Source organism: Halalkalibacterium halodurans, assembly GCF_004376175.1.
Lineage (GTDB): Bacteria > Bacillota > Bacilli > Bacillales > Bacillaceae_D > Halalkalibacterium > Halalkalibacterium halodurans.
On the sequence record NZ_SNUY01000001.1, the window covers coordinates 64383 to 87251 of the forward strand.

The following is a 22869-nucleotide window of genomic DNA, read 5'->3' on the forward strand; positions in this document are numbered from 1 at the left end:
TTCTTTCAGATAATTGCCAAGCAACAATTTCATTATTATATAAATCTAAAACGGCTGATAAATACACAAATTTGTCTCCGATTCGTACATATGTAATATCGGTTACTAGCTTTTCATACTGCTTTTCTGAATAAAATTCTCTGTTCAGTACGTTAGGAAATACAATAGAACCTCTACGCCCGTAGAAAGGTCTTTTCTTACGTATGACTGATTTTATTCCTAATTCCCTCATTAAACGCCGCACACGTTTATGATTTATAACCATTCCTTCTCTGGATAAAGCCCTCGTCATTCGTTTATACCCAAAGTATGGATGTCGTTTGTGAAGAGCTAAGATATGTTCCTTTAACAGAATATCCTCTTCCATGCGAATCGCTTGTTTAGAACGACTATTCCGCCATTTGTAGTATCCAGCTTTTGAAACTTCACCAATCTTAAGAAGCCACATAAGTGGGTGCTTTCTCCTTAATTTATCAATCATTTGAAACCTTTGTGCTTTTAAGACCACTCCTTCCCGTGTAGATTTGGATTGCGCTTTTTTAGGTAATCTACCTGCGCCTTCAAATAAGCATTCTCTTCTTCTAGACTGTTAAAATGCTTCTTATGCCACTTACCACGTTGGTCATCAAATGATATCTCATTTTGAACTTTCTTTACCCATTCAGCAATTTGAGCATCACTCTTAATCCCGAATCGCTCACGAAGGCGACGATAGGACCAGCCCTCCTCTAACTTTAAACGAACTACTTCTCGTTTTAATTCTTCTGTATATGTAGTATAAGTTTGTCCTTTTTTTGCCATAGAAAAATCCCCTCGCAGGTAGACTATTTAAGAACATCATATCATGTTCTCTTTTTTTGATGTCTACCTGTAGGGGATAATACCACTCTTCCTCAAAGAGAGTGCACTTTTTCGATTATTATGCAGCGAGCAGGCCACATGTAGGGTCTGAACGACGAAACGCTCCATTATCTGGGAGAACAACCACCTTTCTTTCCTGCCCACTAACGACCATCGTACGAGCATACACTCCTTGATCGATGAGGTCGATAACTGTATCAATTTCTCCAGCCTCATAAGCGACCGCGATCGCCCGAAGCCACGCTTTTGCTTCTTCTCCATTTGAAAGGGGCGAATTTTCTGTCTCGAGATCATCTCGAACGAGCGCAAGAGACTTCCGCGCCCTGCGGAGAGCTGCTTTCACCGCTCCTTCCGTTTTTTCTACCATCTTTGCTGCTTCTGACGTACTGTAGCCAAAAACATCACGTAGTAAAAAGACCGACAACTGCAAAGGGGATAAGTGGTTTACCAATGCGAAGAAAGCCCGTTCCATTTCAAAAAGCCCTTGTTCTGGCGGTGTCACCTCGGGTTTCTCCTGCTTCAAAATTCGCGCGAAAACGGCCTTTCTCCGCGATTGATCAATCCATTGGTTTTTGGCCACACGTAGTAAAAAAGCTTCCGGGTTCTGATGCCCTTGTTTTTTTAACGTCTCGATCGCTTTTAACCAAGTCTCTTGAGCTAGATCTTCGGCATCCCAAGTAGATTTTGTCACAAATAAACAATAGCGGCTAACCGTATCGTGAAGTTGCTTGAGGTGTTTTCTGTCGTTCATCAATCGATCCTCCTTATCACCATCATTATACAAGTAAACGAACAACAACTGAAAAAAGATACCCCTGTTCTCAATATTTTTTCCACCGTATCTTTTCGTGATCCTCCGTCGTTTACAACATGAACAGACTAAAAGACAATGGAGGTTTTGAACATGAATGGATATGTACCTTATGTTATCGAGCAATCAGGACTTAGCGAACGATCCTATGACATTTACTCAAGGCTGTTAAAGGATCGAATCGTGTTTCTAGGAGCCGCGATTGATGATCAGATAGCCAACAGCATTGTCGCCCAATTGTTATTTCTTGAAGCGGAAAATCCGAAAAAAGATATTTATCTCTACATCAACAGTCCCGGTGGATCAACTTCTGCAGGATTTGCCATTTACGATACGATGCAGTTTGTAAAGCCGTCGATTCATACGATTTGCACAGGTATGGCTGCTTCCTTTGCCGCCATTTTGCTTCTCGCAGGAACGAAAGGGAAGCGCTTCGCCCTACCGAACAGCGAAATTATGATTCACCAACCTTCGGGAGGAGCCCAAGGGCAGGCGAGCGACCTCGCCATTACAGCAAAGTGGATTTTAGGCATACGGGAAAAGCTCGTTACTGTCACGTCAGAACGAACAGGACAATCACCTGAAAAAGTCGCAAAAGATATGGATCGCGATTATTTTATATCTGCCGAAGAAGCGTTAGAATATGGGATCGTTGATCAGATCATTACGTCAGTCTAACTAGGGAAGCCAGAGGCCAACAGAGCGATGGCCTTTGGCTTTTTGTCTTACCTGTTTACCTTCCAGGAATACTTGAAACGCCATTGTCACAGTTTTTTTAAGACATCTCTAGTTCTGCTGCTCCATATACAAAACTTCCCACAGGTGACCGTCTACATCTTGAAAGCTCCAGCTATACATAAAACCGTGGTCCATCGGATCATTGGCCGGCTTGCCACCCGCTTCAATGGCCTTCGAGACGATCTCATCTACCTGCACTCGGCTATCTGCTGAAATGGCGATGATCACTTCTCTTGAGGTTTCCGTATCCGTCACTGGTTGGTTTGTAAAAGATTGAAAAAATTGTTCTAAGAGCAGCATCGCATAAATGTTTTCTCCGATCACTAAACAAGCAGCCTTGTCATCCGAATATTGTTCGTTAAATTCAAAACCAATGGAAGTGAAAAATTCCTTTGTTTTGTTTAGATCTTTTACCGGCAAATTCACAAAGATATGTTGTGCCTTCACTGTCATATCACTCATCCTTTCAAATCATTTTTTTCACAAGGTGATTGTAGCATGTAACAACGAGCGACATTTCTCACGGATTGCTATTTAGAGGATGATTAAAAACTTTACCTAAGAATCTTCTCATTGCGTTTCAAGCATATCTGAATGTTCACTTTACAATCTCTTGATTTATCAACAGTGAAATCTGGCAACCTTAGCATTTGCTTTCATGTTGTACGCTAAAGTTGTAAGGCAAAAAACGAGGAGGAATGTTTGAATGACGATAAAGATCTCACCAGAGATGACGGTTGAAGAGGTAGGTGCCGCTCTTCAACGAGAGCTTGATAGCCGTTGGCAGTTCGTATGGGAGAAACACCTAGATGAGCTTCAAAAGCTTTATCCTGAACATGGGGATGCCACCTACGGTATGTATTTCGATAAGCTCCTCCCTCCCATTTGGGAGCAGGTGGAGCAGCAAGATTTTTACTCGGCTCTTGAGCCAAAGGAAGACGATTATCTGATTGGCGGATGCTTAAATTTCAGACATTCCATGGAGAAGGAACACTGGGGATCTCCTGGGCATAACATTCGCGTCTTTTGGATCGTGTTAGCAAATCAACATGACGAACATGTCGGTTCATTGCTTCTAGAAATTTATCATTCCCATGAACGATTTCACCTCCCAGCTCCGCCGAGGATTCGGATCTGCCAGGAAACCATACGAGAAAAAATAACCGCACACATTCGCCAGTTACAGGAACAAGTATAACTGTTGAAAAGGGGCCGATCCGCTTAATGGAATCAGCCCCTTCTGTTTACCCTCGTCTCAACCGGTCTAGAATATCTAAATGAGTGGATAAAATCGCATCTAAATGTTCCGTAATCACACGAATGTCAAGATCCCACTACTTGATGCGAAGCAATGCTTGAATGGTTTCTTCGGAAAACCTTAGACATGAACCGATCGATTCATAATTATGTTTATTTTCGCACTCTATTTCTGCTTGGCTTCAATGTATTATGAATCGGCGGTGATCATAATCACCCTTTAACCTGTCTAAATGTAATCATTCATAGCGCAACGATTCGATTGGGTTTAACTTCGCGGCACGGTTGGCCGGAAGAAGACCGAAAATGACACCGATAAGCATCGAAAACAGCAGGCCACCAACAATCACTTGGACGGAAATTAACGACGGCCAGCCAGCAATCGTCGATACTAATGTAGCAATTCCTGAGCCGATTATGATTCCGAGAATTCCACCAATGAGCGTTAAAATTACCGCTTCGATGAGAAATTGAATTAAAATTTGCTGTCTTGTCGCACCGAGTGATTTACGAATCCCGATTTCTCGCGTTCGTTCCGTCACCGATACGAGCATAATGTTCATGACACCGATCCCGCCGACAAACAGAGAAATGCCTGCAATTCCACCGATGATCATTGTCATAATTCTCGTGATTTGACCGATGCCTTCTGCAATTTCTTCCATGTTCAGCACTTGATAGGCCTCTTCTGTTCCATTTCGGGCATTTAAAATCTCTGTCGCCTTTTCTCCCGCTATTTGCAAGTTTTCGAGGGAATCTGATTTGATCGTTACTTGACTAAAATCACTTTTCCCGTAAATGTTTCGCCACGTTTTCCATGGGATGTACACCTCTTGAACATTAAAAGCAAACAGTCCCGTCGGTGGTTCAAGCAGCCCGATGATTTCCACCGGCTGATTCCCAATCCGGATCACCTGTCCGATCGGGGACACTTCTTCCTCAAACAGTTCTTCGGCGATCCCTTCTGAAATAAGCGCAACCCGTCTACCGCCTAAAATATCACCGGTGTGAATCGCCACCCCTTTCGTGACGTTAAACGGATAGACATTTAAATACGCTTGGTTGACCCCGATGATTGAAGCATCTGTTTGCTCCTCTTGAAAACGAACCGATCCATATTCCGAGCTAAACGCAACCACATGCTCGACCTCATCGATTTTCTCTAGTTCGCGAATGTCTTCTTGGCTGAAGGGAGGCTCTTGCCATACGTTCGGATTTGCCTGAATCTCCTCTTCGGACGGCGAGTGGTAAATGTCCACGGTGTTTTCTTCACCTGCAATTTGTGATTTTAAAAGGGCTTCCCCACCTTGGCCGATCGCCACGACGATAATGACCGCTGCAACACCGATCACGATGCCAAGCATCGTGAGCACTGACCGCATTTTATGGGCTTTGATCGAATGAAGCGCCATGCGGATATTTTCAAAAATACTCATGGCTAGTCCCCACCATTTCTTACAGTCTCCACGATTTGACCATCGCGGACAAACACCGTTTGTTGCGTATATTCAGCAATTTCTGGTTCATGGGTGACGAGGGCAATCGTCGTTCCTTCGTTATTTAATGAACAGAGTAGCTCCATGATCGTTTCACTCGTTTTCGTATCTAGTGCACCCGTCGGTTCATCCGCTAAAATAATATTCGGTTCATTAACAATCGAGCGAGCGATCGCCACCCGTTGCTTTTGTCCCCCCGATAACGAATTAGGCAGGTACGTCATCCGCTCCGCTAACCCTACTCGCTCCAAGGCATGCGCTGCACGTTCTGTTCGCTCCTTTTTCTTCATCCCTGCATACACCATGGGCAGTTCAACATTTTGCAAAGCGGTGAGCCGCGGAAGCAAATGAAATTGTTGGAACACGAAGCCGATGTGACGGTTTCGTATTTTCGCAATTTCCTGCTCTGAATAATTCGTTAAATCCTTTCCATCGAACATGTAGCGCCCACTTGTCGGCTGATCGAGACAGCCAATAATGTTCATAAGCGTAGATTTCCCTGACCCTGATGGCCCCATAATCGCCAGAAAATCTCCGCTCGCGATTTCTAGATCAATCGCCGATAAAATTTCCACCATTTCGGTACCGACCCGAAATGACTTTGTCACACGTTCGAGCTTAATCAACGCTCACCACGTCCATTCCGTCTGTGAGCACACCATCGCTCACAATCACTTGATCAGTTTCTTCCAACCCGCGAATTACTTCAATCCGCGAATTTTCCACAAGTCCTGTTTCTACTTCAACTTGTCTTGCCTTCCCGTCTTCCACCACATATACGTAGCTGCCTTCATCTCCTTGATGAACAGCCTCAAGTGGAACCGTTAACGCCGTTTTTTCTTCTGTCACAATGTGCATAATCATCTGATAGCCTGGCTTTAATTTTGATTGATCCCCGCTTAATTGAATGGTAATCGGGTATTGAACGATGCCAGCATCGTTACCTAATGTCTCTGCCTCACTCGGGAAGTAGCTCACCTCTTTTACCGTGCCTTCCCACTCTTCTTCCGGCAGTGCGTCAGAGGAAATACGTACCTCTTGCTCTTCAGAAATGACAAGAGAGTCGTATTCTGAAATTTTCCCTTGAAGCTGGAGTTCGCCTGCGGAGGCAATCTCGAGGACTGGCTTTGTCATGCCATCTTGCCCTTGCTGCAAGTGGTCGTTTACCGTCATGACCGTGCCATCCCCGCGACTTTTGACAACCAGATCCTTTTTCTGCTCTTCAAGTCCATCCTTTTGGATTTGTAGCTGACGCAAGTCTAAATTCGCGGAGCGCTTCTCAAAGTCTAGCTGATCCTTTTCCGGTTGGATCGTTTTATCCGCCTCTTCCTTACCCACTTCATCTCGAAGCTCTTTCTCTTTCTTTTGCAGCTCTTTTTCCTGCTTCTCCAAATGATTGATCCGCAAGTAGCTCGACTCAATTTGCAACTCGTTCTGTCTCAAGCTGACGGCTTGAATATTCGATTAACGGTGTGCCTTCCTCCACTTCGTCACCGACTTCTACTAAAATTTCATAATCATTCCCTAGACTAGCATCAGCGTATACGCGCTGCATATCGACTAGTTCAACGGTACCAGGGACCTTAATTTCAGCCGAGATCGTTTCCATTTCAGGGGAAACCACCTCAACCGATGCTGCACTTTCTCCCATCGAATTCATCACGCCGATAGTGGCTACAGCTCCGATGCCAAGCACGAGCGCCAGACTAATGAGAAGCTTCTTTTTGTTCATATAAACACCTCTAAACCCCTGTTCCCGTTAAACTTAAGAGAATCATGATCACGAAGAATATAGTGACAATAACCCAAGAAGCTAGTTTTCCAAAGCCTGCAACCTTTTGTAAACCGAAAGCCAAAATGACAAATCCCCAAATTGTAAAGATTTCAATCGTATTTAAAAGTGGAAACAATGCGTGATCCATCTCAACAAAAGTCCCTAGACTTGTAAAAGTAGATAAAAGGCTCAATCCGAATAAAAAGGCGATGACACTATTCAACAATCCACCCGCTAACGAAATAAATCCAACAAATAGATTCATAGAAAACAGTTGCTTAAAGGTGACATCCTTTGCTGCAAGCTTGGCGATTAATAATTGAACTGCTGCTGAGATGAGTGGCACTAATAGGATTGTAAATATCCCCCCCATAACCACCGTCATGCGAACAAAAACTTCAAACCCTTCCGGCATCATGGCAAGCTCCTCGGGAGTTGCTAAATCTGTCATGTTGAGACCAAACGCAACAAGTAAAGAGGAGACTAGGCCGATCGCCATAAAAATCAATAAAGGCACTAGCACCTTCGGATTTTGTTTGATTCGTTCTAGTTGGACAAGGGGACTCGTGAAAATCCCGATAATGGATGGCTTCTCGCCACCTGCTCCGTTCTCATGTTCCATTACTTCATTATTCACTGACATTTGATCACCCCATAAATCTTTGTTTAAACACCCACTCATACTTACGCATTATCGTTTAAATGGTTTCATTTTTTTACATAGGTACTCTAAATATTTCAAAAAATAGACGGCTGTACTTTTCAGTTTTCGTCACTAAACAGACGTTCAAGAATAAGATAAAACTACTTGAACGGAATTTCTTAAAATGAGCAACAAAACCTACTTGACAGATGCGAATTATATGATTAATATTACGATTATCAATAAACTTTTCTGAACCTTTTTACGAATAAATGCACACAGCCTAAAACAGACTTTTCCGATCTGTTTTATAAAAATTAAAGGAGGACAAATCGTGAAAGTTTCCAGTAAAGGTGAGTATTGTTTACGGGCTTTAATCATCCTTGCCAAACATCCTGAACGACGCTTTACCGTTCACGAGCTTTCTAAGCAAACACTCGTTCCTCCCCCTTATTTAGAAAAACTACTGAGTCAACTCAGAGTCCTTTCGTATATTACGAGTAAAAGAGGAAAAGGAGGAGGTTACCAATTATCACGAGATGCGAGGGACATTAGCATTGGCGAAGTGATCCGTCAATTGGAAGGACCACTTGCCCCAATGTCTTGTGTCAGTGTCACCTCCTATCAATCCTGTGAATTAGAACAAGGTTGCTTGCTTAAGCCGTTATGGGGATTAGTACGTGATACGGTTGCCAATGTGTTAGACCAAACAACTTTGGCAGATTTAATTGAAAACAAACTCGGGCAAAGGAAGGTGAAATAAGTGGCCTATCATGATCCGGAAAAAATTGAAGAGATCAAAAAAGCGATCGAGAAAATAAAGTATGGATCTGTTCTGATCACGATACACGAAGATCAAATAATGCAAATTGACGCAACGGAACGGGTGCGTTTCCCACAAAACAAAAATAAACAGCAACCGGGCAAGTCTAGCGGTCAACCGAGGACTTCTCCTTCACGTAACTAAGAGCGAACATCGCTTTTGTGAAGGAGAAGTCTTTTCTTTTACTTTTAAAGACAAAGGAGAGTAAACCAATGAAATCAGTGATTGAAAAAAGCCAAGCGTATTTCAAAGGGATCACAATACTTACAATGATCTTTGCATTAACAGCATGCTCAACAGATTCCTCTTCGAATCAAAATGAACAGGGATCATCTGACATTAAAGCACAACCCATCGAGCTACTAAATGTCTCGTATGATCCAACCCGGGAACTTTATCAAGATTTTAATCGAAGCTTTATTGAATATTGGCAGGAAGAAACAGGTGAAACGGTGACGATTCAACAGTCTCATGGGGGATCAGGAAGTCAAGCTCGCTCTATTATTGATGGGTTGGAAGCAGATGTAGCTACTCTCGCCCTAGCCTACGATCTTGATATGCTCCATGAAACGCGTAACTTAATCCCGGAAAATTGGCAAGAACGCTTACCGTACAACTCAACTCCATATACGTCTACCATTGTGTTTCTCGTGCGCCAAGGGAACCCGCTTGACATTCAAGATTGGGATGATCTTGTTCAGGAAGGTGTATCTGTGATTACACCAAACCCGAAAACATCGGGAGGGGCCAGATGGAATTACCTCGCAGCATGGGGATACGCTCTTCAGGAGTATGGAAGTGAAGAAGCAGCAAAAGAGTTTGTCACGAAGCTGTATCAAAATGTAGCAGTGCTTGACTCAGGTGCCCGCGGAGCAACAACCACTTTTGTCGAACGAGGGATCGGCGATGTTTTCCTATCATGGGAAAACGAAGCGTTTCTTGCCCTACATGAATTAGGAGAAGACCAGTTTGACATTGTGTTCCCTTCCGTTAGCATTTTAGCGGAGCCTCCTGTTACCGTCATTGATGCAAATGCCGACAAAAAAGGAACACGTGAAGTAGCGGAAGCTTATCTTGAGTACTTATACACTGATATTGGTCAAGAGTTAGCGGCTGAACACTACTATCGGCCTCGGGAGGAAGATATTTTAGCAAAGTACAGTGAAGTTTTCCCAGAAATTCAGTTATTTACGATTGATGAAATGTTCGGTAGCTGGTCTGAGGCTCAGAAGACTCACTTTGACGATGGCGGAGTATTTGATCAAATTTATCAACCGTAGGAGGAAGTTATACACTTCCTTCTCTATTTGAACAATGAGGGGAATCAATTATGAAATCGGTTCGTAGTTGGAAAAAACATAATATTTTGCCGGGGTTCGGCCTATCGCTAGGATTTACGATGATGTATCTTGGTGCACTTGTCCTTCTTCCTTTATCAATGGTGTTTATCAATACGTCCTCTATGGGATGGCAGGCTTTTTGGCAAGTAATCACAGAGCCCCGTGTTCTCGCCTCCTATCGCTTAAGTTTTGGGGCCGCAATCATTGCTGCTTCTATCAATGCTGTCTTCGGTCTTTTAATCGCATGGGTTCTCGTTCGTTATCACTTTCCAGGAAAGCGAATCATTGATGGTCTTGTCGACTTACCGTTCGCCTTACCGACAGCCGTTGCAGGCATCGCTTTGACGACCTTATATACGACCAATGGCTGGATCGGCCAGTATTTAGAGGTATTCGGTATAAGGATAGCCTTTACGCCTCTTGGAGTCATTGTTGCCTTAACCTTTATTGGATTGCCATTTGTTGTTCGTATGGTTCAACCCGTGCTGCAAGGAATCGAAAAAGAGCTTGAGGAGGCGTCTGCCTGCCTCGGGGCGAATCGGCTACAAACATTTAGAAGAATCATATTCCCAACCGTTCTTCCTGCCCTGTTAACAGGGTTTGCCTTAGCCTTTGCCCGAGCATTAGGAGAGTATGGCTCTGTTGTCTTTATCTCAGGCAACCTACCGATGCAAACAGAAATTACACCATTGCTCATTATGACGAAGCTGGAACAATTCGATTATGCAGGTGCAACAGCTTTAGCAGCTGTCATGCTAATCATTTCATTTATTATGCTTTTATTCATCAATATTCTTCAATGGTGGTCGCAGCGTCGACAGCTATCTTAGGAGGAATCATTCATGGCACAACTATCAACGAATACCACGCCTATCTTTCAAACGGCCGCGAATGAATCTCGCTTCGTGAAAGTTACGTTAATCGGAAGCGCTCTTTCATTCTTATTTTTATTTTTAGTGCTCCCATTAATTGCGATCTTTTATCGTGCCTTTGAACAAGGATTGGCCGTTTACTTCGCTTCAATTAGTGAACCTGACGCTTTATCTGCTATTAAACTTACTTTCCTTGTCGTCCTCATCACGGTTCCACTTAACACGCTGTTCGGAATCGCAGCCGCTTGGGCGATTGGCAAGTTTCAATTTCGCGGGAAAAACTTACTGACGACCTTTATTGATTTACCGTTTTCCGTTTCGCCTGTGATCGCTGGATTGATTTTCGTCCTGCTATTTAGCTCTCACGGCGTCTTTGGGCCTTGGCTGTTGGATCGTGGAATCCAAATCATTTTTTCGACCCCCGGAATCGTCCTTGCGACGATGTTTGTCACCGTTCCTTTCGTTGCGCGAGAGTTAATTCCGGTTATGCAAGCTCAAGGGACAGCACAAGAGGAAGCGTCTTTAACACTTGGGGCAAGTGGGTGGAAAACTCTTTGGCATGTTACGCTACCTAATGTGAAGTGGGCCCTTTTATACGGAGTGATTCTTTGTAATGCACGAGCGATCGGTGAATTTGGCGCAGTATCCGTCGTTTCCGGTCACATTCGCGGGCTTACGAACACGATGCCACTTCACATCGAAATTCTTTACAATGAGTATCAATTTACAGCTGCCTTTGCTGTTGCATCTCTTATGTCACTTTTAGCGATCTTCACATTGATCGTCAAAAACATCATCGAATGGAAAAGCACAACCGTTAGGAGGGGCTCGTAATGTCTATCGTTATACAAAATATTTCAAAATCATTCGGTTCATTTCAAGCGTTATCCGATATTAATCTATCGATTGGAACTGGGGAGCTGGTCGCCCTTTTAGGTCCTTCCGGCTCAGGGAAAACCTCGCTTCTTCGAATTATTGCTGGTCTAGAAGCTGCCGATCAAGGCGACATTTACTTCCATAAGGATAAGGTGACTCAAACACACGCTGCTTCTCGGCAAGTTGGATTCGTTTTTCAACATTATGCTCTATTCCCGCATATGACGGTAGCTGACAACATTTCGTACGGTTTGCGAGTCAAACCACGAAAAGAACGCCCTAGCAAAAAAGAAATCGCTGAAAAAGTACGGGAGTTGTTAGCATTAGTTAAGCTCGAAGGGATGGACGATCGTTACCCAGCTCAGCTTTCAGGCGGCCAGCGCCAGCGCGTCGCTTTAGCAAGGGCGTTAGCCGTTGAACCAAAAGTGCTCTTACTCGATGAGCCTTTCGGCGCGCTTGACGCTAAAGTGCGAAAAGATTTACGAAAATGGCTACGTAAACTACACAACGAGTTTCAAGTGACAAGCGTATTCGTCACACACGATCAAGAGGAAGCGCTCGATGTTTCCGATCGAGTCGTTGTTATGAATCAAGGAAAAATTGAGCAAGTTGGGACACCAGATGAAGTATATGAGCAACCGAAAAGCCCATTCGTATATGATTTCCTAGGCAATGTGAATGTCTTTACAGGTAGGGTAAAACAAGGATTTGTGCACTTGGACACACATCAACTCAAAACGTCTACAATTTCAAAGGACATTCATAATCAGGAGGCGGTTGTTTATACAAGGCCTCACCACATGGAGATTTCACGAAAAAAACAAAAAGACGCCATTCCAGCTGTGATCGAACACATTCATATGGTGGGACCGATCGCTTTTCTTGAGCTTAACTGGAAAGACGACGAGGAAGCATTGCAAGTAGAGCTTGCAAAAGATCGCTTTCATGAACTTAACTTAAAAAAGGGGGAAACCGTATTTGTAGTCCCCAAAAATCTTACCTTATTTTTCCCTGAGGAATTTACGATCTAAAGAAACCCCTCTCAGAAAACGAATTAGCTCTGAGAGGGTTGATTATTACGTTTTTAGAAAATTTACCGCCATTCTCTTTAAATCCTACGCATACCATGGTTGCGTTGGTCGGTTAGAGGGATAACCGAAAGTGGCGCGATACGCTTTTCTTTCTGTGGTAAAATCAAACCAATGTTTCTCACTCTCTCGATCGTTCGCATGATGGACAATACAGCGGAAGCAGTCTTCTACACAAGGGTCGACCCAATAGCCGTAAAGTTTTTCTAGTCGATCCACCATCTCGTCTCCTTTTTCCAACTTAACTGCTTCCAAGTCAAAATAATCTAAATCAACAACCATTTGCGCCACTTTCGGACCGATAGAAGGAATCGTTTGAAAGATGGCCAAACCACGAAGGTATCGAGTCCGTGTCACCGGCGAATGTAAGTATGTAGCCAATGCTTCTACTTCCAAATAGGCAAGATCGCTTAGCTTCACCTTTTGCCTTCGTAGACTCTTCCGTTCCTCATCGGTTAATGGTAATTTAGGCGTCTTCATCTATGCACCTCCTTTATCCTGTGTATTGGCACTAAGACCCCCATTTCAAAATCGGTGAAAAATAAAAAGAAACCCTCCAGCTAATATTCGTTTTGACTATCTTCAACAGCTACGAAGAAAATCCTGCCTCGCATGAACGTGAAGCAGGATTGGTTTGATTAATCAAATGTAATGCGGTTCACGGTGTCACGATCAAGCTTTTTAATCACTTCAACGATCAGCTTCACCGTGTTTTCGTAATCATCACGATGCAAAATACTCGCATGAGAATGGATATAGCGTGTAGCAACAGTGATCGAAAGGGCAGGCACCCCGTTAGCGGTTAAGTGAATAGCCCCAGAGTCTGTGCCGCCACCAGCCATTGCATCAAATTGGTACGGAATGTTGTGCTCATCGGCGATGTCAGTCACAAAGTCACGAAGCCCTTTATGAGAAACCATGGAAGCATCATATAAAACAATCTGTGGCCCTTCTCCCATTTTGGCGAGAGCTTCCTTCTCCGTTACACCAGGGGTATCACCAGCAATTCCTACGTCCACGCCAAAACCGATATCAGGCTTAATGTAATGAGCAGATGTACGAGCACCGCGAAGACCTACCTCTTCTTGCACCGTTCCAACACCATACACGACGTTTGGATGGTTGGTTCCCTTTAGTTCACGAAGTACGTCAATGGCAATGGCGCATCCGATGCGGTTATCCCACGCTTTGGCCATTAGGTATTTCTCGTTTTTCATTACTGTAAAATCACAAACAGGAACGATGGAGTCACCAGGGCGGACGCCAAACTCGAGCGCTTCTTCCTTGCTTGCCACACCGATGTCAATAAACATATCCTTTTTATCGACAGGTTTTTTACGCGCTTCCGCTGGCAAAATATGTGGAGGCTTTGATCCAATGACTCCTGGAATGTTTCCTTTTTTCGTCATGACCGTCACCCGTTGAGCGAGCATGACTTGCTCCCACCAGCCGCCGACTGTTTGAAAACGGAGAAATCCTTTGTCATCAATGCTTGTCACCATAAAGCCAATTTCATCGAGGTGGCCGGCAACCATAATTTTCGGTCCGTCTTCTTTCCCGACCTTTTTTGCCACCAAACTACCAAGCTTGTCGGTTGTCACTTCATCTGCAAATGGTTCGATATGCTTCCTCATTACATCTCGTGCTTCCCGTTCATTCCCTGGAATACCGTTTGCGTCAGTAAGTTCTTTTAACATCTGCAATCGTTCGTCTAATTGTGCCATGAATATGTTCCTCCTTTAACCTTTGATTTCCTATGTATAAGTCTGAGAAGCAGTCACCTGCCTCTCTAGTATAAACGAAAAATGTTTCGGGACTCAAATTATTTTAAAATCAAATTAATAGCCCTCATCTTGTCGCTGATGGTTCACTTTATTTTTATCTAAATACGCTCTTTCTATTTCTACCGTTGAGAAGTTTAGTTTTTCTCCTAAAGCGATGTAGTGACTAAAAAGCGTTCGAAACGCCTGTTCTGTTCGTGACTGCTCTAGTTCTGAAATCGCGCGAAACACAAGGAGGAACTGCTCGGTTAACGTGTTTGTCTCATGATCCATCTGTTTGATTTCAACATCGGTCATTCGTAGCGTCAGTCCAAGTGTAAGGACAAAATGAAGACCATCCACATACTCTTCTAAGATGACGGTTGTTGGCGACGGCCCCTTCTTACTCCAGTATTTGAAGCAGCGTGTTTCATTCGCCAGTTCACCAAGCTCTACCTTTAAAGCAAGAAGCTGCTCATGGAACAAGTCGTATCCCGTCAAGCCGTGCTCTGTTTGAATCCGTTCGTTAAGCGTTTGTTGCAGCGTAAAAAGTTTGTTCAAGTTCACATATAATCCCCTCTCATTGATTCAATTAATTCCATTATATCAGGGCATGAGCCATTTGGTTGAAAAAAAGTGAAACCCATAGCAGAGCTCATCCGTATATTTTATAATAAAAGCACCTATGTTTGTTTTTCGGCTTTGAAAACAAAGCTGACGAAAGGAGAAGCAGCCTATGGTGATTGCGTTTCGCCTTCTGATCTTAATCGCTTTGATCATTTTAATCTACTCTGCGATTCGCTATTTGTTTCACCCAAAACGAAAGTTAGAGCAAGCTCATGATCGCCATCAATTTTTCTTTTATGATGACGAAAAAGAAGTAAGGAAAAATTTTCTCATTACTTATAAAGGTGTCATGTTTGAAGGAGAGAAGTATTTAGGGACGACAGAAACCTCTTTCGAAATCGTATCGATTTATGTATGGGCTCGCTCGACTGATCGGCTAAAAGGATTGGAGCGTCAAGACTTCCGCTTTATTGAAGAAGAAATTTTGTTACGCTATCCGACGGCTCGAATCGAATGGAAAAGCCCCGTGAAGGAATTTCTCAAAAAGACCGACGAACAACCACCTACCCCTTCGCCTTAGGGAACGTAAAAATCCTGTGGAGCAAGAACCACAGGATTTTTACGCTTTGAAAAACTCTTGCCATGCGTAGCGCTGTTCTTTTCTTCGTGCCATAAAACAGAGTAACCCAATGAACAACGCAAACACGACCGTTCCTACAAGGGGTAATTCATGAATCATATCGCCAAACAATGTATAAATGATAGCAGGTGGCATACTTAAGTAGAACGATATTTTCATATACTCCCGAAACGTTGGACGTGTCTCCATCACATAAAGGGACACAAGGTGAAAATGAATAAATGGCACGATACGAAGCAGCATCATTTGCGGCAGGCTCAAGCTCTCTTTTTCTCCTAAAAACCGCTTTTTCAACTGACTCACTTTGGCTAAGAAACGAGGAAAACCATGGACAATCCCGTAAAAGAGGGCACTCGTGGCTGTTAAACCGATAATGGAGTATAGTGAACCATAAAAAGATCCGAACAAATAACCACCTACGAGACAAATGATGATGACAGGAATGAAAAAGACTTGTCTAAACACATGAAGCATGATAAAGAGAACAGGGGCCAACCACCCACTTTGTTCAATTACTTTCAATGATGTTTCGAACATCTCTTCCATAAGGGCCCCCTTTCTTGACATAGTTAGTCTATGAACGAGTGTCATAAAAGATGTAGGCTAGGATCATAAGCTGGACAACGATTAAAAGAGGAAGTCCGACTGAAAAAGAAGCATGTTTTGTTTTATGTCGGAAATATCTCATTCCCGCAAAGACACCGATCGAACCGCCTAGCAAGGCAATGAGCCAGAGCGTTTTTTCAGGGGTTCGCCATCTTCCCGTTCTTGCTTTCTGTTTATCAAGCCCCATGACCGCAAAGCCAATTACCGTTAAACTGCCTACGTAGAGAAAAAAAACGAACAGGAACTCTCCCACTAGCTGTACAGCCTCCTTCGAAAACGAAGACATGTAGCTTCGTTTCTCCTTCTTCCAATGAAAAAGAAAGACGCAGCCACGAGTTGACTGCGCCAGTATTCATTAGTTGTTTAAGCTTGCTTTTGCTTTTTCAGCAAGTTGTGCAAATGCTTTTTCGTCGTTGATTGCTAGATCTGCAAGCATTTTACGGTTCACGTTAATTCCTGCAAGCTTTAACCCGTGCATTAAACGGCTGTAAGAAAGACCGTTCAAACGAGCAGCTGCATTGATACGTGTAATCCACAGCTTACGGAAATCGCGCTTTTTCTGACGACGATCACGGTAAGCGTATTGTAAAGATTTCATTACTTGTCCTTGAGCGGACTTGAAAAGTGTATGTTTAGAACCGAAATAACCTTTTGCTAGCTTTAATACTTTCTTACGACGACGACGAGCGACATAACCGCCTTTTACTCTTGGCATCGTAAAACCCTCCTTCTATCTGAACCGAATCAATTATTTTTTGTACGTTAACATTTCGCGAATACGCTTGAAGTCACCAGAGTGAACGATCGCAGATTTACGCAATTTACGCTTCTGCTTTTGAGACTTGTTCGCGAACAAGTGGCTTGTAAATGCGTGGGAACGCTTGAGTTTCCCAGATCCTGTTTTCTTAAAACGCTTCGCAGCGCCTTTATGAGTCTTCATTTTTGGCATAACTGAACTTCCTCCTTCAAATCATTTCTGTCGCAGCTTACTTGTCCGTCTTTGGAGCAAGTACCAAGAACATGCTGCGACCTTCCATTTTCGGCTTTGCCTCAACGATCGCAATATCTTCACATTCTTTGGCAAGGCGTTCAAGAACATTACGCCCAATTTCGGAATGGGTAATGGCACGGCCGCGGAAACGAATCGCTGCTTTTACCTTGTCTCCCTTGCTAAGAAACTTGCGTGCATTGCGAAGCTTCGTATTAAAGTCATGGTCTTCAATCGTTGGGCTCAGACGAACTTCTTTCACGTTGATCGTCTTTTGCTTCTTACGAGCTTCCTTGTCTTTCTTTTGCTGCTCATAGCGGTATTTTCCGTAATCCATAATACGGCATACCGGCGGCTTTGCGTTCGGTGCCACACAAACTAAGTCTAGATTCACGTTACGAGCCATATCCAAAGCTTCTGCTTTTGACTTGACGCCAATTTGGTCACCATTTGCACCAATAAGACGCACTTCGCGAGCGCGAATTCCTTCGTTGACCAGCATGTCTTTACTAATAATGAGCCACCTCCAAAGGTTTTTCCAGGACGAGATCAAAGCATGGAAAAGCGCCATAAAAGACGTTCTCCAAAGCATCGTCTCCAACACAAAAGAGTGTGGGCATACGACGCCCACACTCATGTTTGTCATCATGAGACATTATTACATGTAGACCTGCCAACTGCGCTGTGCGTCGATCAGGTGAGAAGCGGGCGCTCCTTCTTGCTTTGAGTCCAGTATCAATTTTCTTGTTAACTTTATCATAATCCTATAGAGGTGTCAACTGATCTTTTTATGCGGTTTGAGTCAAGTATTTATAGGCAGTTTTTTTAACACCTTAAATTTGAAAGCGGATTCAAACTCTTAGGATACTCTCTTGGTAAGAATTTTGCCTTTTTTAAAAGCCAGACAACTCTTTTAATGCTTTGTAAACTGGTATGTTAGCTTTTCCTTTTAGATATAGAACATTGTCTCTAGTGGCTTCACCAATTGTGCTCGTAACTTTTTCTTTATAGTATCTTGGTGGGTTCTTTTCCACCTGTGTTTCAGTCCATTTTTCGATCCTGCCAAATAGTGTTTTTAAGGTCAATTTATCCAAGTAAGCTACCAAACCAGTGAACATGGCACTTACACCTTTATCCACCCAACTACGGCCATTTTTAAGTCTTTTGGCAAATACACTCATGGTTCCTTCTGCACTACCCATCGGACGCATTCCTGTTGTATCTATACCCTGTTCTTTAAGCCAGTTACGATAATCTCCCAAGGCTTCTGGATATTTCTCTAATTGGCGAATAAATGCTTCTAGACGTTCCTCTTGCTCATCATCCTCTAGCGTTCCGACTGCACTGTTAAGCTCTGTAAGCAATTTCTCATAATCATATGATGCAAGCGCCTTACGAATTGGACGATAACGTGGGTGATGACGGAACAAACTTCGAATCTCCCGTGCCACATGGAAACGATCAAGCGAAAAGAATGCACGATCTTTGAAATAGTCACGACAAGTTGTAATCCAATTTGCACCATCTCCATTTATTACCAACTTATGAATGGTTGGATCATACTCAAAGTTTTCGATGAGAAAGTCCTCAAACGCCTCCCAAAATGGCTGGTTCCCTTCATGTACGAAATGGCGTTTATTCTTCAGTCTTACTCGTTTCCCATTGACTTCCCAGCCTTGATGAACTGCGGCTATTTTCTCTTCTTTTCCCTTTTTTCGTTTACCTTGACGTTTTACAAACAAACCATCGACCTCTACAAATAATACAGGTTGATGTACATGCTCACGCTTTTTTGGAATACTCGAAACTTGTAATAAGTGTTGACGGATTGCCTCATGACTAATAACCCGATAGCCTAAAAGGGTTTCTAACGTACTGGCTGCTTTTCGATAGGAAGGTCCCTGAACAGCTAATTCAATAGCTACCTCCTCAATCAATGGGCTAAAAGAACCTGCATCCTCAAACTCTAAATAACGATCAAGGAGAAAAACATATTCCCCTGTCTCCCGGTCACGGTAATAATTACGATTTAATTCAATCTCTCCGAAGAGACTAGTTATATGATATTTTCTTTTATCAATGAGTCGATAGCGTTTTTTATCTCGTTCTTCTGCAATCTGCTTGTCCATGTCCTCTAATAGTGTTTTCATGACCTTTGAGAAGGTTTCCTGTAATTGCCTCCAAACTAATTGCTCAATCTGTTTTAAATTTGGATATACTGTGTTATTCTTTTGCATGAGGGGTTACTCCTTTGTTTGTGATTTAGTTTTGGTTGACTAAGATTCTACCAAGGAGTAACCCTCTTTTTCATGTTATTTGCTTATTAACTACCGCGCTTTCGCTTGGTGGCCCCCTCATTTGTTGAGCGTTCTAACGTTCCCTCAACAAATGAGGGGGTTAAATTTTGCCCACAATAATTTTACTCATACTTTTATGCGTGACCTGTTTTATTCTATCGAATTGCTTATCCAGTTGCAACCCCTATTTTTTTGCCTCACGTGCCACATGGCGAACAAATTCGTCCAAGCCCATAGAGGAAGAGTCCTTTTCTCCATATTTCCGGACATTTACCCCATTTGCTTCCACTTCCTTATCCCCGAGAACGAGCATGTAAGGGATTTTTTGCATTTGCGCTTCACGAATTTTGTAGCCGATCTTCTCATCGCGCTCATCAATTTCAACACGGATTCCTGCTTGCTGTAAAGTCTCTTGTACGTTTTTCGCGTAATCAAGATGAGCTTCAGGCGAAACAGGAATGACCTGTACTTGAACAGGTGCAAGCCACGTCGGGAAGGCCCCTTTATATTCTTCTAACAAAAAGGCAACAAATCGTTCCATCGTCGACACGACGCCGCGGTGTACAACGACTGGGCGATGTGGTTGTCCGTCTTCTCCAACATAAGTTAAATCAAAACGTTCAGGAAGTAAAAAGTCGAGTTGGACCGTCGACAACGTCTCATCTTTGCCTAACGCTGTGCGCACTTGGACGTCAAGCTTTGGTCCGTAGAAGGCCGCCTCGCCTTCCGCTTCGAAATAATCTAATTCTAGCTCGTCCATCGCTTCTTTTAACATTCCTTGCGCTTTATTCCACATGTTGTCATCGTCGAAGTACTTTTCTTTATCTTCAGGGTCACGATACGATAAGCGGAATGAATAATTCTTAAGCCCGAAATCTTCGTAGACGGCTTGAATCAAGCGAACGACACGAACAAATTCATCCTTAATCTGATCCGGTCGACAAAAAATATGGGCATCATTCAACGTCATTCCGCGCACCCGCTGCAGTCCCGAAACAGCTCCAGACATTTCATATCGGTGCATAAGCCCAAGCTCCGCAATCCGTAACGGTAACTGGCGGTAGCTGCGCATTTCTGTTTTATAGACCATCATATGATGCGGACAGTTCATCGGGCGGAGCACGAGCTCTTCGTTCTCCATTTCCATTGTCGGAAACATATCATCCTTATAGTGATCCCAGTGCCCTGATGTTTTGTAAAGCTCAGAGCTTGCAAGAACAGGGGTATACACATGTTGATAACCTAGCTTTTCTTCCTTATCCACAATATAGCGTTCAATAATCCGGCGAATGGTTGCGCCTTTTGGTAGCCATAGCGGCAAGCCTTGACCTACTTTTTGGGATAGCGCAAAAATGCCTAGCTCTTTTCCTAGCTTGCGATGATCCCGCTCTTTCGCTTCTTCTAGCAGGCGAAGGTGTTCGTCAAGATCCGCCTTTTTAAAGAAAGCTGTTCCGTATATACGTTGCAGCATTTTATTGCTGCTATCCCCACGCCAATAAGCGCCTGCAAGATTTAACAGCTTGAATTCTTTAAGCTTGCCTGTTGATGGCACGTGGACACCGCGGCAAAGGTCGAAAAACTCGCCTTGCTCATAAATGGTGATCGTTTCATCTTCTGGAAGATCATTAATCAGTTCAATTTTGTAAGGATCGCCAACTTCCTCATAGCGAGCGAGCGCTTCCTCTCGGCTCACAACGACGCGTTCAATCGGTAAGTTTTCCCCGATGATTTTTTTCATTTCTTTTTCGATTTTCGGTAAATCTTCAGGTGTAAGCGATTCGTCCATATCAACATCATAATAGAATCCACCTTCTATGACAGGTCCAACCCCGAGCTTTACATTTCGGTCTTTAAATAAACGCTTAAGCGCTTGAGCCATCACATGGGCTGTACTGTGGCGCAAAACCTCTAAGGCCTCGTCACTTTCTGGAGTAACAATCGTAATCGTTCCGTCCTGTTCAATCGGTGTATTTAAATCAAGCAAGGTGCCGTCAAGCATCCCCGCCAGCGCTTTTTTCTTCAATCCCGGACTAATCGAGCCAGCAATCTCTGCGGTCGTCGTTCCCTTAGGAAACTCCTTCACAGCTCCATCTGGAAACGTAATGTTGATCATGTCAGCCATTTTTGTCAACTCCTTTTTCATTTTTTCGCGTTCAGGTATGATGAGAAACAAAAAACACTCATCCCCAAAAAAGGGACGAGTGTTACTCGTGGTTCCACCCTTGTTCCTACAAAACGAAAAGCATTCCCGTTTTGCAGCTCAAGATTGTTCATAACGACATTTATGCCGGCAGCAGATACTTAGACCATCGTTCCCTGCTGCAGTTCAGAGGTGGTAAGTTACCATTTCGAGTTAGGGAGTTGCACCAACCCTCCCCTCTCTAAAAACCGTCCATGGAACCCATGTCCTCATCATAACCATTTAACGAATGCTATCTTGTTGATATGTAGTATTATAGGGAGGGATGATGAGAAAATCAAGGGCTGTTCAAACATTTTATTTGAAATGATCCACAGACAGCTAGATACTACCGGTAACAGCTACTCCTCTCGATGTTGATGAGGGGAGTCCTTTAGTGGAAACACCTTTAGGCGTTCTTGAAAGATTGCCTGCAGCGTTAAAATCACGCCGTGCTCTTCATCGTTTGTGAACACCTTTACCGTTTCAGGAAGCATGCTCACGAGCGGACTTATGACCATCTCCTCCACGCTTAAACCATGTTCAAATACTAGCTCTTCCTTGAGGTCATACACGATTTCGTCCGTGGAAATTAAGCGAAAGTGCTCATCGTAAAAATGAAACCGCTCGTCGTAAACAGCGTAGATGACGCCACGTTTTGGTATACGGGAGTGAATGAATTGGCGAAGGGTCTCGACCATGCTTTGGTATTCTTGCTCCATCATATATTCGTCAATCGCCAGCTCGACACAATCAATGAGCAATTCCCCATACTCACGTAACCTGAACGTTAAAAACGGATCATAGTAAAACGTCATATTCTCTTCTATATGCTTGGAGAAAGCTTGATAAATATACTCACGGCGATTCGTAAACATGGACAAGGATGGCATGTCTTCCAAATCTCCTTCTAGTATCGAGCGGGCAATCGCCACAATTTGTTCCTTCTCTTCTTCATCTGTGAAATAAAACATGTTCTCGATAATGTCGAGAAGCCATTCTTCTTCCTTTGTGCTAATGACATAATCGGTAAAGATGGACGCTAGTAACGGTTGAAAAGAATCATAAAAGTTCACATACTGGTTTTCATAATTCACATAGAGCGTCTCATCCCCGCCCGCTTCTATTCCTCCTTTCAACCCGAGTTCCGCGTACTTTGTTAAGTAGCCTTGCAACTGCTGAAACAGTTGATGACAATCATGTGCTTTTTCAAAATGAATCGAAATCAACGTGACTCCTCCTTATTCCCCTCT

At 43.4% G+C, this 22869-nt stretch carries 27 protein-coding genes, 1 pseudogene and 2 other annotated features; of the genes and pseudogenes, 9 read left to right on the forward strand and 19 right to left on the reverse strand.

What is annotated here, in order from left to right; all coding sequences use genetic code 11:
• Window positions 1-801: pseudogene (locus tag E2L07_RS00320) on the reverse strand (IS3 family transposase); the annotation flags it as partial.
• Between the two features lie 118 nt (window positions 802-919).
• Entirely contained in the window at window positions 920-1612 is a 693-nt protein-coding gene (locus E2L07_RS00325; RefSeq protein ID WP_134228543.1) for an RNA polymerase sigma factor, read from the reverse strand.
• Window positions 1613-1765: 153 nt separating this feature from the next.
• Here E2L07_RS00325 and E2L07_RS00330 point away from each other — a divergent pair, with 153 nt between their 5' ends.
• Window positions 1766-2350, forward strand: coding sequence for an ATP-dependent Clp protease proteolytic subunit (locus E2L07_RS00330; RefSeq protein WP_134228544.1), 585 nt, complete (start codon window positions 1766-1768; stop codon window positions 2348-2350).
• Window positions 2351-2458: 108 nt separating this feature from the next.
• On the opposite strand, the gene E2L07_RS00335 is transcribed toward E2L07_RS00330, so the two are convergent.
• The gene (locus E2L07_RS00335; protein ID WP_134228545.1) at window positions 2459-2863 is read right to left on the reverse strand and encodes a VOC family protein; all 405 of its coding nucleotides are present in this window, start codon (window positions 2861-2863) and stop codon (window positions 2459-2461) included.
• A gap of 253 nt (window positions 2864-3116) precedes the next feature.
• Between E2L07_RS00335 and E2L07_RS00340 the strand changes: the two genes are divergently transcribed.
• The gene (locus E2L07_RS00340; RefSeq protein ID WP_134228546.1) at window positions 3117-3608 is read left to right on the forward strand and encodes a DUF6022 family protein; all 492 of its coding nucleotides are present in this window, start codon (window positions 3117-3119) and stop codon (window positions 3606-3608) included.
• A 298-nt stretch (window positions 3609-3906) separates the two neighbouring features.
• Here the strand turns inward: E2L07_RS00340 and E2L07_RS00345 are convergent, their stop codons facing one another.
• The 5 genes from E2L07_RS00345 to yknW are packed head-to-tail and all read right to left on the reverse strand — an operon-like array spanning window position 3907 to window position 7580.
• Window positions 3907-5103 carry an ABC transporter permease gene (locus tag E2L07_RS00345; protein WP_134228547.1) on the reverse strand — a complete coding sequence of 399 codons (1197 nt, stop codon included), beginning with the start codon at window positions 5101-5103 and terminating at the stop codon, window positions 3907-3909.
• A 2-nt stretch (window positions 5104-5105) separates the two neighbouring features.
• Window positions 5106-5789 carry an ABC transporter ATP-binding protein gene (locus E2L07_RS00350; RefSeq protein ID WP_010899266.1) on the reverse strand — a complete coding sequence of 228 codons (684 nt, stop codon included), beginning with the start codon at window positions 5787-5789 and terminating at the stop codon, window positions 5106-5108.
• Window positions 5782-6591 carry an efflux RND transporter periplasmic adaptor subunit gene (locus E2L07_RS00355; RefSeq protein WP_166739997.1) on the reverse strand — a complete coding sequence of 270 codons (810 nt, stop codon included), beginning with the start codon at window positions 6589-6591 and terminating at the stop codon, window positions 5782-5784. The genes E2L07_RS00350 and E2L07_RS00355 overlap by 8 nt, the downstream gene beginning before the upstream one ends.
• Window positions 6581-6895, reverse strand: coding sequence for an efflux RND transporter periplasmic adaptor subunit (locus E2L07_RS00360; protein WP_134228549.1), 315 nt, complete (start codon window positions 6893-6895; stop codon window positions 6581-6583). The genes E2L07_RS00355 and E2L07_RS00360 overlap by 11 nt, the downstream gene beginning before the upstream one ends.
• A 10-nt stretch (window positions 6896-6905) precedes the next feature.
• On the reverse strand, window positions 6906-7580 hold the full coding sequence (gene yknW, locus E2L07_RS00365) for a YknW family membrane protein (protein WP_053430543.1): 675 nt from the start codon (window positions 7578-7580) through the stop codon (window positions 6906-6908).
• A gap of 334 nt (window positions 7581-7914) precedes the next feature.
• On the opposite strand from yknW, the gene E2L07_RS00370 reads away from it, so the two are divergent.
• From E2L07_RS00370 to E2L07_RS00395, 6 genes are all read left to right on the forward strand, one after another.
• Entirely contained in the window at window positions 7915-8343 is a 429-nt protein-coding gene (locus E2L07_RS00370) for an RrF2 family transcriptional regulator (RefSeq protein ID WP_134228550.1), read from the forward strand.
• Window positions 8344-8547: a YezD family protein gene (locus tag E2L07_RS00375; RefSeq protein ID WP_010899270.1), complete on the forward strand. Its 204-nt coding sequence runs from the start codon at window positions 8344-8346 to the stop codon at window positions 8545-8547.
• A 68-nt stretch (window positions 8548-8615) separates the two neighbouring features.
• The gene (locus E2L07_RS00380) at window positions 8616-9683 is read left to right on the forward strand and encodes a sulfate ABC transporter substrate-binding protein (RefSeq protein WP_134228551.1); all 1068 of its coding nucleotides are present in this window, start codon (window positions 8616-8618) and stop codon (window positions 9681-9683) included.
• Between the two features lie 50 nt (window positions 9684-9733).
• On the forward strand, window positions 9734-10573 hold the full coding sequence (gene cysT / locus E2L07_RS00385) for a sulfate ABC transporter permease subunit CysT (protein ID WP_134228552.1): 840 nt from the start codon (window positions 9734-9736) through the stop codon (window positions 10571-10573).
• A 12-nt stretch (window positions 10574-10585) separates the two neighbouring features.
• Entirely contained in the window at window positions 10586-11449 is an 864-nt protein-coding gene (cysW, locus tag E2L07_RS00390) for a sulfate ABC transporter permease subunit CysW (RefSeq protein WP_134228553.1), read from the forward strand.
• The gene (locus E2L07_RS00395) at window positions 11449-12522 is read left to right on the forward strand and encodes a sulfate/molybdate ABC transporter ATP-binding protein (RefSeq protein ID WP_134228554.1); all 1074 of its coding nucleotides are present in this window, start codon (window positions 11449-11451) and stop codon (window positions 12520-12522) included. Before cysW ends, E2L07_RS00395 begins: the two co-directional genes overlap by 1 nt.
• 84 nt (window positions 12523-12606) lie before the next feature.
• Here E2L07_RS00395 and E2L07_RS00400 read toward each other — a convergent pair whose 3' ends face one another.
• From E2L07_RS00400 to E2L07_RS00410, 3 genes are all read right to left on the reverse strand, one after another.
• Entirely contained in the window at window positions 12607-13059 is a 453-nt protein-coding gene (locus E2L07_RS00400; RefSeq protein WP_134228555.1) for a helix-hairpin-helix domain-containing protein, read from the reverse strand.
• Window positions 13060-13217: 158 nt separating this feature from the next.
• Window positions 13218-14303, reverse strand: a complete 1086-nt coding sequence (locus E2L07_RS00405) for a M42 family metallopeptidase (protein ID WP_010899276.1) — start codon at window positions 14301-14303, stop codon at window positions 13218-13220.
• 114 nt (window positions 14304-14417) lie between these two features.
• Entirely contained in the window at window positions 14418-14906 is a 489-nt protein-coding gene (locus tag E2L07_RS00410; protein WP_134228556.1) for a dUTP diphosphatase, read from the reverse strand.
• Window positions 14907-15075: 169 nt separating this feature from the next.
• Here E2L07_RS00410 and E2L07_RS00415 point away from each other — a divergent pair, with 169 nt between their 5' ends.
• Entirely contained in the window at window positions 15076-15486 is a 411-nt protein-coding gene (locus E2L07_RS00415; protein ID WP_010899278.1) for a hypothetical protein, read from the forward strand.
• A 39-nt stretch (window positions 15487-15525) separates the two neighbouring features.
• Here the strand turns inward: E2L07_RS00415 and E2L07_RS00420 are convergent, their stop codons facing one another.
• The 8 genes from E2L07_RS00420 to ytxC all read right to left on the reverse strand — a co-directional run bounded on the left by E2L07_RS00420 (window position 15526) and on the right by ytxC (window position 22845).
• Window positions 15526-16092 carry a TVP38/TMEM64 family protein gene (locus E2L07_RS00420; protein WP_010899279.1) on the reverse strand — a complete coding sequence of 189 codons (567 nt, stop codon included), beginning with the start codon at window positions 16090-16092 and terminating at the stop codon, window positions 15526-15528.
• 28 nt (window positions 16093-16120) lie between these two features.
• A complete protein-coding gene (locus E2L07_RS00425) occupies window positions 16121-16438 on the reverse strand; it encodes a DUF1294 domain-containing protein (protein WP_070098001.1) in 318 nt (105 codons plus the stop codon).
• Between the two features lie 69 nt (window positions 16439-16507).
• Complete coding sequence (gene rplT / locus E2L07_RS00430; RefSeq protein ID WP_010899281.1) at window positions 16508-16867, reverse strand: 50S ribosomal protein L20; 360 nt, start codon at window positions 16865-16867, stop codon at window positions 16508-16510.
• A 33-nt stretch (window positions 16868-16900) separates the two neighbouring features.
• A complete protein-coding gene (gene rpmI / locus E2L07_RS00435; protein WP_010899282.1) occupies window positions 16901-17101 on the reverse strand; it encodes a 50S ribosomal protein L35 in 201 nt (66 codons plus the stop codon).
• Between the two features lie 37 nt (window positions 17102-17138).
• Window positions 17139-17642: a translation initiation factor IF-3 gene (infC, locus tag E2L07_RS00440; protein WP_041821749.1), complete on the reverse strand. Its 504-nt coding sequence runs from the start codon at window positions 17640-17642 to the stop codon at window positions 17139-17141.
• A gap of 96 nt (window positions 17643-17738) precedes the next feature.
• Window positions 17739-17866 (reverse strand) — a sequence feature (ribosomal protein L20 leader region).
• A 167-nt stretch (window positions 17867-18033) separates the two neighbouring features.
• Window positions 18034-19377, reverse strand: coding sequence for an ISLre2 family transposase (locus E2L07_RS00445; protein ID WP_134228557.1), 1344 nt, complete (start codon window positions 19375-19377; stop codon window positions 18034-18036).
• Window positions 19378-19621: 244 nt separating this feature from the next.
• The gene (thrS, locus tag E2L07_RS00450) at window positions 19622-21559 is read right to left on the reverse strand and encodes a threonine--tRNA ligase (RefSeq protein WP_053430539.1); all 1938 of its coding nucleotides are present in this window, start codon (window positions 21557-21559) and stop codon (window positions 19622-19624) included.
• 68 nt (window positions 21560-21627) lie between these two features.
• Window positions 21628-21862: a binding site (T-box leader), on the reverse strand.
• 116 nt (window positions 21863-21978) lie between these two features.
• Window positions 21979-22845 (reverse strand): putative sporulation protein YtxC, encoded by an 867-nt coding sequence (gene ytxC, locus E2L07_RS00455; protein WP_010899285.1) that lies wholly within the window; start codon window positions 22843-22845, stop codon window positions 21979-21981.
• Window positions 22846-22869 lie beyond the last annotated feature (24 nt).

Coding starts and splice junctions, on each gene's coding strand:
- E2L07_RS00325 (WP_134228543.1), bottom strand. CDS start 1,612: ATGAACGACAGAAAACACCTCAAGCAACTTCACGATACGGTTAGCCGC.
- E2L07_RS00330 (WP_134228544.1), top strand. CDS start 1,766: ATGAATGGATATGTACCTTATGTTATCGAGCAATCAGGACTTAGCGAA.
- E2L07_RS00335 (WP_134228545.1), bottom strand. CDS start 2,863: ATGACAGTGAAGGCACAACATATCTTTGTGAATTTGCCGGTAAAAGAT.
- E2L07_RS00340 (WP_134228546.1), top strand. CDS start 3,117: ATGACGATAAAGATCTCACCAGAGATGACGGTTGAAGAGGTAGGTGCC.
- E2L07_RS00345 (WP_134228547.1), bottom strand. CDS start 5,103: ATGAGTATTTTTGAAAATATCCGCATGGCGCTTCATTCGATCAAAGCC.
- E2L07_RS00360 (WP_134228549.1), bottom strand. CDS start 6,895: ATGAACAAAAAGAAGCTTCTCATTAGTCTGGCGCTCGTGCTTGGCATC.
- yknW (WP_053430543.1), bottom strand. CDS start 7,580: ATGTCAGTGAATAATGAAGTAATGGAACATGAGAACGGAGCAGGTGGC.
- E2L07_RS00380 (WP_134228551.1), top strand. CDS start 8,616: ATGAAATCAGTGATTGAAAAAAGCCAAGCGTATTTCAAAGGGATCACA.
- cysT (WP_134228552.1), top strand. CDS start 9,734: ATGAAATCGGTTCGTAGTTGGAAAAAACATAATATTTTGCCGGGGTTC.
- cysW (WP_134228553.1), top strand. CDS start 10,586: ATGGCACAACTATCAACGAATACCACGCCTATCTTTCAAACGGCCGCG.
- E2L07_RS00395 (WP_134228554.1), top strand. CDS start 11,449: ATGTCTATCGTTATACAAAATATTTCAAAATCATTCGGTTCATTTCAA.
- E2L07_RS00400 (WP_134228555.1), bottom strand. CDS start 13,059: ATGAAGACGCCTAAATTACCATTAACCGATGAGGAACGGAAGAGTCTA.
- E2L07_RS00405 (WP_010899276.1), bottom strand. CDS start 14,303: ATGGCACAATTAGACGAACGATTGCAGATGTTAAAAGAACTTACTGAC.
- E2L07_RS00415 (WP_010899278.1), top strand. CDS start 15,076: ATGGTGATTGCGTTTCGCCTTCTGATCTTAATCGCTTTGATCATTTTA.
- E2L07_RS00420 (WP_010899279.1), bottom strand. CDS start 16,092: ATGGAAGAGATGTTCGAAACATCATTGAAAGTAATTGAACAAAGTGGG.
- E2L07_RS00425 (WP_070098001.1), bottom strand. CDS start 16,438: ATGTCTTCGTTTTCGAAGGAGGCTGTACAGCTAGTGGGAGAGTTCCTG.
- rplT (WP_010899281.1), bottom strand. CDS start 16,867: ATGCCAAGAGTAAAAGGCGGTTATGTCGCTCGTCGTCGTCGTAAGAAA.
- rpmI (WP_010899282.1), bottom strand. CDS start 17,101: ATGCCAAAAATGAAGACTCATAAAGGCGCTGCGAAGCGTTTTAAGAAA.
- infC (WP_041821749.1), bottom strand. CDS start 17,642: ATGCTGGTCAACGAAGGAATTCGCGCTCGCGAAGTGCGTCTTATTGGT.
- E2L07_RS00445 (WP_134228557.1), bottom strand. CDS start 19,377: ATGCAAAAGAATAACACAGTATATCCAAATTTAAAACAGATTGAGCAA.
- thrS (WP_053430539.1), bottom strand. CDS start 21,559: ATGGCTGACATGATCAACATTACGTTTCCAGATGGAGCTGTGAAGGAG.